At 43.8% G+C, this 9,908-nt stretch carries 7 protein-coding genes and 1 pseudogene; 5 read left to right on the plus strand and 3 right to left on the minus strand.

Features of this window, described 5'->3' with window-relative positions; translation table 11 throughout:
* The first annotated feature begins 411 nt into the window (after positions 1-411).
* The 5 genes from DP116_RS07405 to DP116_RS07425 all read left to right on the plus strand — a co-directional run bounded on the left by DP116_RS07405 (position 412) and on the right by DP116_RS07425 (position 6,188).
* On the plus strand, positions 412-1,536 hold the full coding sequence (locus DP116_RS07405; protein WP_246275526.1) for a sulfonate ABC transporter substrate-binding protein: 1,125 nt from the start codon (positions 412-414) through the stop codon (positions 1,534-1,536).
* Between the two features lie 722 nt (positions 1,537-2,258).
* Complete coding sequence (gene ssuD / locus DP116_RS07410) at positions 2,259-3,392, plus strand: FMNH2-dependent alkanesulfonate monooxygenase (RefSeq protein WP_169154569.1); 1,134 nt, start codon at positions 2,259-2,261, stop codon at positions 3,390-3,392.
* A 24-nt stretch (positions 3,393-3,416) separates the two neighbouring features.
* Positions 3,417-4,199: an aliphatic sulfonate ABC transporter permease SsuC gene (gene ssuC / locus DP116_RS07415; protein ID WP_169154570.1), complete on the plus strand. Its 783-nt coding sequence runs from the start codon at positions 3,417-3,419 to the stop codon at positions 4,197-4,199.
* Between the two features lie 23 nt (positions 4,200-4,222).
* Positions 4,223-5,026, plus strand: a complete 804-nt coding sequence (locus DP116_RS07420) for an ATP-binding cassette domain-containing protein (protein ID WP_169154571.1) — start codon at positions 4,223-4,225, stop codon at positions 5,024-5,026.
* A 7-nt stretch (positions 5,027-5,033) separates the two neighbouring features.
* A complete protein-coding gene (locus DP116_RS07425; protein ID WP_169154572.1) occupies positions 5,034-6,188 on the plus strand; it encodes a PstS family phosphate ABC transporter substrate-binding protein in 1,155 nt (384 codons plus the stop codon).
* Between the two features lie 91 nt (positions 6,189-6,279).
* On the opposite strand, the pseudogene DP116_RS07430 reads toward DP116_RS07425, so the two are convergent.
* The 3 genes and pseudogenes from DP116_RS07430 to DP116_RS07440 form a co-directional block, all read right to left on the minus strand.
* A pseudogene (locus DP116_RS07430) lies at positions 6,280-7,874 on the minus strand (group II intron reverse transcriptase/maturase).
* A gap of 548 nt (positions 7,875-8,422) precedes the next feature.
* Positions 8,423-9,313, minus strand: coding sequence for an ion channel (locus DP116_RS07435; RefSeq protein WP_169154573.1), 891 nt, complete (start codon positions 9,311-9,313; stop codon positions 8,423-8,425).
* Positions 9,314-9,434: 121 nt separating this feature from the next.
* A partial coding sequence (locus DP116_RS07440; RefSeq protein ID WP_169154587.1) for an MOSC domain-containing protein occupies positions 9,435-9,908 on the minus strand: 474 nt, incomplete at its 5' end.

A 9,908-nucleotide genomic window follows, 5' to 3' on the forward strand; every position in this document is an offset into this window, starting at 1 on the left:
CCCATTCATCTTCACCGCCATCACCAACTTTCTCCACCGCCATAACCGGGGCTAGAAACTCCTCTACAAATGCGATCTGCTGAAAGCAGCAGCGCTAGCTCCAGCAGGGAGCCGCTTCGCGAACGCTATCGCACTTCCCGATAAAGCCACACAAGAGTGCTAGAGAATTGGCTGGAGTTCTTACAGTTAAAACGCAGAAAAGAACAAACCCGTTACAGTCTATATCATTCCAGTTTTTGCGCCTGATTAAGTTAGCAACTAAATGTCTTTTAAGCAGTTTGTAACCTTCAATCAACATAGCATTATGAAAGCGGGAGTAGTAAATGCTGCGCCTGCCATTCCATGTCTTCGAGAAAATACTGAACATCCTAGAGAAACTATTAAATTGCATGGTATATTTTGACGTCTACCATGCGAGAATCTCAATATAATCAGGGTTGTGGTGGAGCTATGAATCTTTTCAATCTGTTAAAGCCCTTCTTAGGCATCACAAGTTTTTTTCGTCAATCTATCAAGCTACTGAAGCCAGATTCAGCTAAATCTTTTGCTGTGCTATTTACTTTTGGTTTGTGCCTAAGTTTGAGCTTTTCTGCTTTTAGTCCCAGTTACGCTAAAAGTTCTACTCAAAGTTCTGATGCTAAGCCTATAGCTAATACCTCGATCGCTGCTGTTAACGTTGTGCGGATGGGTTATCAAAAATCTGCAGTTCTTGCTTTGGTGAAGCAACAAGGCACTTTAGAAAAACAATTGTCCCCTTCTGGGGTTAGTGTCAAGTGGCTAGAATTTCCCTCTGGTCCTCCCATGATGGAAGCCTTGAATGCAAATAGTATCGACTTCGCGGCTGTAGGCGAGGGACCACCAGTATTTGCTCAATCAGCTGGTGTTCCACTGGTGTATGTTGGTAACTCTTCAGCAAGTCCAGAAGGTTTGGCAATTCTAGTTCGCAACAATTCGCCAATTAAGACTCTAGCCGACCTCAAAGGTAAAAAAGTTGCCGTTGCTAAAGGTTCAAGTGCTCATTTCTTGTTGGTGCAAGCGTTGTCATCTACAGGATTACAGTACAGTGACATTCAGCCGACTTATCTTTCTCCAGCAGATGCTCGTGCTGTCTTTGAACAAGACAAGATTGATGCTTGGGGAATATGGGATCCATTTCTAGCAGCAGCTCAAAAGAGTGGGGGAGCGCGGATATTAAGAGATGCTAAGGGTTTGGCGTCATGGAGGGAATTTTATGTGACGTCGCGAAGCTTTGCGGACGCAAACCCACAGCTTGTCAAGCAAATTCTCGAATCAGTTGACAAGGTAGGGAAGTGGGCAAAGAAAAATCACCGCCAAGTTGCTGAAGTATTATCACCGCAAATGGGCATTGATGTTGCTTCGTTAGAGTTAGCAGAAACTCGCCGCAAACGCTACGATGTACTACCCTTTAGCAAGGAAGTGGTTGCAGAGCAACAAAAAGTTGCTGATACTTTCTTACGTCAGAAATTAATACCCAAAGAAATCAAAGTCACAGATGCTGTTTGGAAACCTAAATAGTGATACTAAGTTGTGGCTGAATGACCAGTTAAAACAGATATAGCAATCCTAAATGATTCGTGAAATCTTCCATTGAGGGTGTCAAAAGTCTAGTGTCCTTAGTCCAAAGTAACAGGGCTATTTCATTCTATGCACAACCATCTGGAAAGAAATTTCACAGGCTAATAGCTTGAGTCGATTAAAACGGACTAAAATTTGGAGTTTAAGTTGCGTTAAAACTGAGACCTTGCACTTCTGCCAACAACCGCCTGGGATTTAAATCCCAGTCTCATAGCAAAAGTCGTCTAAAGACGACTGCATAAGCCTTTCAGTCTACTTTAGTAGACTTGGGCTGTGAGCCTAGGAATTAATTCCTAGGCGGGCGAGGTTGCGTTCTTGAAAATGGTGAGCCAGCGCGGTCTTGGGGAGCCAGTCCTACAGGAGGGTTTCCCGACCTAGGGACCTGGCGTTGGTTTCCCCCATGTTAGCGGAGCGAGCCGTAGGCTGCGACTGGCGTTAGCGCAGCGTGACCGGAGGTCATACCCGGAGGGTGCAAGATGTGACTGAAAACGGACTTCAGCTATTAACCAGGAAGTTCAGTTCCTGGCGGATTACAAAAGAATGAAATAACCCTGTCTAAAGTAGTAAAAAATGACAAATAACTAAGGACGGTCATAACGAGGACTTTTACAACTCAAATAAGACTGCTAGAAAGACGTAATTAGTAATGAACACAGAGGGACATGGAATTACTTTGGTTTATTCCAACACATGGAGATGGTCGTTATTTAGCAACAGCAGTTGGTGGTCGCGAATGCAACTTTTATTACTTTCAACAAATTGCTCAAGCTGTAGATAATTTGGGATTTGCTGGCGCTTTGTTACCCACTGGACGCTCTTGTGAAGATGCTTGGGTATTGGCTTCGTCTCTGATTGCTGTGACTCGTCAAATGCGTTTTATGATTGCAATCCGTCCAGGGTTGATGTCTCCTGGATTGTCAGCACGAATGGCAGCGACATTTGACCGCGTATCTAATGGACGCTTGCAAATTCACGTTGTAACTGGTGGTGATCCGGTAGAATTGGCAGGGGATGGTGTGCATCTTTCTCATGATGCGCGTTATGAATTAACCGACGAATTTTTAACAGTTTGGAAAGATATTTCAAGTGGTTTAGAAACTAACTTTAGTGGGAAGTATTTCCAAATAAAGGGTGGTAAACTATTATTTACTTCTGTACAAAAACCTCATCCACCCTTATGGTTTGGAGGTTCGTCATTTGTTGCACAACAGATTGCTGCTAAGCATGTTGATGTGTATCTGACTTGGGGAGAACCACCGCAACAAGTGGCGGAAAAAATTGCATCTGTGCGTAAATTAGCAGCAGAACAGGGCAGAACTCTACGCTTTGGTATTCGGCTACATGTCATTGTCCGAGATACTGAAACTCAAGCTTGGGACGCGGCAAATGACTTGATTAAATATGTGAGTGATGAGGCGATCGCCAATGCACAAAAAATCTTTGCCAGAATGGATTCTGAAGGACAGCGCCGGATGACGCAGCTGCACAATGGCGATCGCAAAGCACTAGAAATCAGTCCAAACTTATGGACAGGAGTCGGCTTAGTGCGGGGTGGTGCTGGTACCGCTTTAGTAGGAGATTCTGACACCGTCATTGCCAGAATGGAGGAGTATGCAAAACTGGGAATTGATGTCTTTATTCTTTCTGGTTATCCTCACTTAGAAGAAGCTTATCGAGTTGCTGAATTACTATTTCCTCGCCTACCACTGCAAAAACCGTCTAACACAAATCAAACGCAAATGTTCAGTCCTGTTGGCGAACTTATCGGCTTTGAAAACTTTCCCAAACAGCAATAACAGATAGTCCAAGGGACTTGGATAATGAAAATTCAATTTCTCAAGCGATACTTCAATCAATTAGCTCCTTGGTGCGTCCCTCTTCTGTTAGTTGTCATTTGGCAGTTACTTGTGCAATTTGGTTTTGTTTCTGAAAGAGTATTACCTACTCCCACAAATGTTTTGCTGGCAGGAATTCGTCTTGCTAAATCGGGAGAACTTTTTTTTCACCTTGGCATTAGCGCACAACGGGCAGTTCTTGGCTTTTTAATTGGTGGTAGCATTGCTTTTGTTTTGGGATTATTAAATGGCATCATTCCCATAGCAGAAAAGCTGTTGGATACACCAATTCAAATGTTGCGTAACATTCCGCATTTAGCCATGATTCCCTTGGTTATCTTATGGTTTGGAGTTGGAGAAGAAGGGAGGATTTTTTTGGTTGCTATAGGTGTATCGTTTCCCATTTATATAAATACGTTTCATGGTGTCCGAACCGTTGATCCAAACTTGATTGAGATGGGAAAAGTATACGGACTCAAGCCTTGGTCTTTGTTTTGGGAAATCATTTTTCCTGGCGCATTGCCTTCAATTTTGATTGGTGTACGTTACGCTTTGGGAGTTATGTGGTTGACTCTGATTGTTGCTGAGACAATTTCCTATGACTCTGGGATCGGTTATATGGCAATGAATGCTCGTGAATTTATGCAAACGGATGTGGTCGTTTTGAGCATTCTACTCTATGCATTGTTAGGAAAGTTAGCAGATGTATTTGCAAAATTTTTAGAAAATAAATTGCTTTCTTGGCATCCTAGTTACCAAAATCTGTAACCCAAAGTTAATAGGAGTTTTTTATGATTAAACCCAAGCGCGTAGGAGTCGATTTAAAAGTAATCGGTCTAAGTAAAACCTTTGGGAATATTCGTGTATTGCAAAACTTAGATTTAGAAATAGCTAAAGGCGAATTTGTAGCGATTGTTGGGCGTAGTGGCTGTGGAAAAACTACCCTATTAAAGCTATTAGCGGGATTGGAACCCCCGAGTAACGGCAGTATATTACTTGATGGCAAGCAATTGCGTAAGCTCAATCCAGAAACACGAGTTATGTTTCAGGATGCTCGTCTTTTGATGTGGAAGCGAGTGATAGAAAATGTGGGGTTGGGATTAAAGGAACACTGGCGACAAAAGGCACATTGGGCGTTAGAACAAGTCGGACTTGCAGAACGTGCTTTTGAATGGCCAAGTGTGCTTTCAGGAGGACAACGCCAGCGGGTAGCACTGGCAAGAGCATTGGTGAGCGAACCACGTTTACTCTTACTAGATGAGCCTTTGGGAGCGTTGGATGCCCTAACTCGGATTGAGATGCAGCGTCTGATAGAAGACATCTGGCAACAACAGCAGTTTACTGCATTATTAATTACTCATGATGTAGAAGAGGCAGTTACTTTAGCTGATAGAATTATTCTCATAGAACGAGGTGAAGTGGCTATGAATTTATCTGTGCCCCTGCCTCGTCCTCGTCAACGAAGTGATGCTATATTTGCAACATTAGTCGAGAAAATCTTGGAGCGGGTGTTAAGTACAAAACCCCCTTCCCAAAAATCGACAAAAGGGGAATCTACCATAGGACAAATTGCTACCTACAACATACTCCCCTAAAAATTAGATGAATACTGACGAATCGAATAACAAGGGAAACATCATCTGTGGTCGGTGTGCTTACGATGCAAATCCTCGTGGGGCTACACATTGTCAAAAGTGTGGTACGCCCCTTGTTATAGCTTCTGTACCTAACAACGACCCCAGCCCTGGTTCTGATTCTACACTGCTCGTAGGTGGGATTAGTGTAGTAGCCACAGTGTTGTTTTTTGCTATCGGAGGTTATTTTTTCTGGCAGCAAGTCCGAGTAGCTTCAACCCCAAGCAATCTCAATAATTCCGCCGATAACATTTCCTCGGATATCCGACTCTATAATTCTATGAAGGAAGTCCCGAAGGTGCCGGAAGGAACATTTAATTACGGTGGTGCTGTCGTCTTCGCACCTCTGAGGAACAGTTTACATAAGGCTATCAACCAAGTTTACCCAAAGTTTGGGCTGCGGTTCACCGAACCTAAGTACAACAACCCTGGTCAAAATACTGGGATCACTATGTTGCTTGATGGCGAACTCAGCTTTGCCCAGTCTTCTAAGCCATTAGAGGATACTCATTACAGCAAGGCAAAACAACGGAATTTTTCTCTACAGCAGGTGGCAATAGGTATCGACGGCTTCCTGTTGTTTACCCATCCAAATGTGTCTATCCGTGGACTTGCTGTTGAGCAAGTTAAAGATATTTTTAAGGGAAAAATTACCAATTGGAAGCAGCTGGGAGGACCGGACTTAGCAATCACAGCTTTTGCTTTCAACCCGAAGTTTGGCTCCTCACTCAATATTCTCCTTGGTCCGGAATTGGATCAACTCAGTCCTAAAGTACAGTTTATGCGCGATTACACTGATGGTGTTCGTAAAGTTTCCTCAATTCCAGGTGCGATCGGCATTGGCTCTACTGGAGCAATTCTCGGTCAACAGTCAATCCGCCCTCTTGCACTAGCTGCTCACAACTCTAACAACTATGTGCAACCCTTTACAGATGATGGTAAGCGGGTTAACGCTGCAGCCTTACGGGATGGCACATACCCCCTAACTAGGCGTCTGTTTGTGGTCATTCGCCGAGACGGTACTATTGATGAGGCTGCTGGAGTGGCATACGCCAATCTGTTGCTGTCTAAAGAAGGGCAGCAGTATATTGAGAAGGCTGGTTTCGTTCCTATTCGTAATTAGTAGTTCAAATTGATCACTATATATATGGTTAGAGTCGAGAGGAGGTATTATCCTCCGTCCCTCTCTGTTAGCTCCGTACGTGTAACTTTCGCTACATACGGCTCCCGATGTTATAGGGTTTCCCTTTGCTCATGTGGATGTAATCATGACAGCTTTCATGAATAGCAACAAGATTTTTGGTTTTCCAGTTGCTGTGGTTGCCGTCAATATGATGTAAGTGAACTCGTTCACCTGGCATCATTTTTAGACCACAGTGGGCACATGAATGGTTTTGCCGTTTTAAGGTTTTAGAGGTTTCACCATCGTAGAGCTTGCTATTGCGTTCACTCCAGTAGGTGATGTCATTGTCAAACGGTGATTTTTCCCCTGTGACCATGACATGTTTATTTTCGGAGTAGGGGACTGCTGGGAATGCTTTGTCTATCAAGTCTTTGCTTGAGTGACGGTCATTCTTTGGTTCTCTATTGAACTTATCAAAGGTTCTTTTACTAATGAACCAGAGCGAGTTACGCGAGCCGTCCATCTTACAGAACCTGTGATAATTCCTCCAACCTCTAACCAAGGATGCTAGCTTTGCAGCTTTTTCCTCGGAACCATAGTTAGAGCAATTGACGATGGCTTTTATTTTCTTACGGAATGCTTTGAAGTTATCCACTGAAGGGATACACCTGAATTTCCCGTTGGCTTGCACCTTGAAGTGCCAGCCAAGAAAGTCAAATCCATCTGTCGTAGCGGTAATCTTGGTCTTCTTTTCACTGGTATTCATTCCTCTTTCTTCAAGGAATTTGTTTATCCGATCAAGTATTTCTGTCGCGTCATCTTGGGGTCTAAGTATGATTACCATATCGTCAGCATACCTTATAGAAGGTTCGCTGATTTTATACGCAGGGGTCTTTGATGTTATCTTAAAATCCTCACGGTGATATCTGTGTATACTTTCAATCCCGTTTAACGCAATGTTGGCTAGTAGTGGACTTACTACACCACCTTGGGGGGTTCCTTGTTCGGGAAAGTCGGGATGTATTCCTGCTTTAAGGCAGCGGAAGATACCGATTTTCAACCCTTTTGGTGCTATCAATTGATTCATGATAGTTGTGTGGCTTATCCTGTCGAAGCATTTTTCGATATCGATCTCTATGACTCGTTTATCTATTCCGTTGCTGTTGGAGTTTAGGTTAGAAAATATGATTTTTTGCGCGTCGTGTGCGCTTCTACCAGGTCTAAAACCGTAGCTCTTGGCGTGGAAGGTTGCAACGCGCAAGCTGGTTCCAGGGCATATTTTGCAAGGCACTGCCATGCTCTATCTGCTATGGTTGGTACTTTCAAAATCCGGAACGTTCCGTCTTTCTTGGGTATTGGTATTTCTCTTAATTTGCTATGATGCCAATTAAGGTAGGATTTCTTGAGGAATTCCTCAAGTGCGAAGCGTTCTTCAAAATTCAGGGACGCTTTGCCATCAATACCCGCAGTCTTTTTACCAGCATTGAGTTGAGATACTTGACGAATAGCCAAAAATCTTGCAGCTTTAGATTTCAGTATCAGTTTCTGGAGTGACCGCGCTTTCCGCATGTCGCCTGCTTTAACTGCTTTAAACAACCTAACTTGTAGGCGAAATAAATCTTTCCGGAATTTCTTCCAGGGGAGATTCTTCCAAGATTCACTAGTCTTGTGACTGTGCCTAATCATACTCTACTCCTATTGATTGTTTTCTGAACACCTCAGCGAAATTACTCGCTGTCCTACCCGAATCAAGAGAGTTCCGTATCTCGTCATACCTACCTAAGTTCGACTACCTCAGGACTCTTGATTCGTTTTTATTCGTTCCTCGGATGAGATTGTATGTGCCGTCAGGTGTAACCACTTCAACTGCTAGAACCCTTTACTCTTGCCGTTTGCTTTACTAACATCGGCAGGGTTATCTCTAGTGGGGTCAGGATTTTGTGGTATGCCCTGCCCTGAAATAAGTTGTTTTTCTAGGTTCTATTTCACCTTGTACACTCCCTATTAGCGCCAGTGTCAGCCCATAACAGCCGTCTGATTGCGCCCTGTTCCCAGCTTCAGCCTCTAGAATTCCGAGTCTAGTCACTGTGGGCAGATAAGGAGTCACCTCTGAGTTTGAGGGGGAGGACTTTCACCTCCATCCTGTCCGAAGTTCAACCTGTCTGTTGACGGATTGGACAACTTATGTATTTGGTTGTCAACGAATCGCACTGTAAATTTTCATGCCTGATGAGTTAATTCTCTATCGGCATGACATCATGAAAGCGGGAGTAGTCAATGCTGCGCCTACCATCCCGTGTCTTCGATAAAATATCGACAAACCGCATATTCCAAACAATTTCCTTTGCAATATACGAGTGACGGGCATGGATAGTTTGGCATACAGTTTCATCAAGCCCAGTGAAGGTGACTATCACTTCCATCTCATCCTCAACCATCTCCTCTGCTGAGACTCCGTACAAAGGACTACTCTCGTCTATTGGGTGCATGATTGTCCAAGTCAGCGCAAAAAGTGGAGAATGACTGCGGAGCAAAGACATATCATAAAATCGACGCATCACATCTCCTTCTTTGCTGATCTCGGTGCGTACCAAACTCATTCTGACTTGTGCTTCTAAAATCCAGTTTTGACGTTCATTGGCAACCCGCAACATTAAAGTTGGCATACTGTTATATGGAGTAATGATTGCTACATCGCTAAACAAGACTCGCGCTTGAGGAAGAGAAAACCGGGCAAACATTAAGCCACTTGCCATCGCCAACCCTATCAGCCCTAACAGTGATTCAATGGTAACTAAGATATTGGTATAAGTTGTTTTGGGATACATCGCCCCATAACCAATAGATGCCATAGTTTGGACGCTGAAGAAAAAGGCATCGAAGAAATTACCCGGACGCGCATTTTCAATACCATCGCCTCCTGCAAGATAAGCCAAGGCAAACAAAGTATTAGCAAGTACGTAACTTAAACTGACAAGTCCTAGAGTTTTATACCAGCACAGAGTGAGTAGTAAATGATATGGATCGCGCCAACGGTTGTTGGATACACCTATACGCACGACGCTGGAGCCGCCGTCCCGGTTGACTATCCGAGTTTTTGGTATTTTTCGACGGGTCTTTTTCATCGACGACACAGTTATGGTAACTAGAATTGAGGATGTGTACTACCCATTATCTAATTAAATACCAGCAAAATCTTCTAGAGGAGCGATGGATCACCTTTGTTGGCTCCAACCGTTTTAGTACTTACTCAGCAATCCTCAAAGTATCGCCAATTGCCACTGTACCATTGGTAATAACTTGTGCCAAAACACCCGTCTGTGTGTGTTGAAAATTCTTTTGCAGCAGAGTCAGCAAGGAGATATCACGTTCTCCTGTCTCTGGATTAACTTCTATATTTAAGCAGCGATTAATCCTGGCTGTAATAGCAATTCGTGCTGTACCAAGTTGCATTTCTTTGCCTACCCAGTCAAATTCTCCCCAGGCGGGTACACCATCTAAAACAATATTAGGGCGGAAACGACGAACATCTATTTGTCGTCCTGCTATCTCACTCAAGTGGTTAAGAGTTGCTTGACTGACAAGAGAAATATGCACGGCTTCCCGGTCGGGGTATCGAGTCTTGCCAAATTCTCCCACCAGCTGCAAGGGTGCGCGGTTTGGATGTCTAGCAGCTTGACTAGGGTAAATTCCTGCGAGGTATCCTGTGAAGAAAGTTGC

Source organism: Brasilonema bromeliae SPC951 (assembly GCF_012912135.1).
GTDB lineage: Bacteria > Cyanobacteriota > Cyanobacteriia > Cyanobacteriales > Nostocaceae > Brasilonema > Brasilonema bromeliae.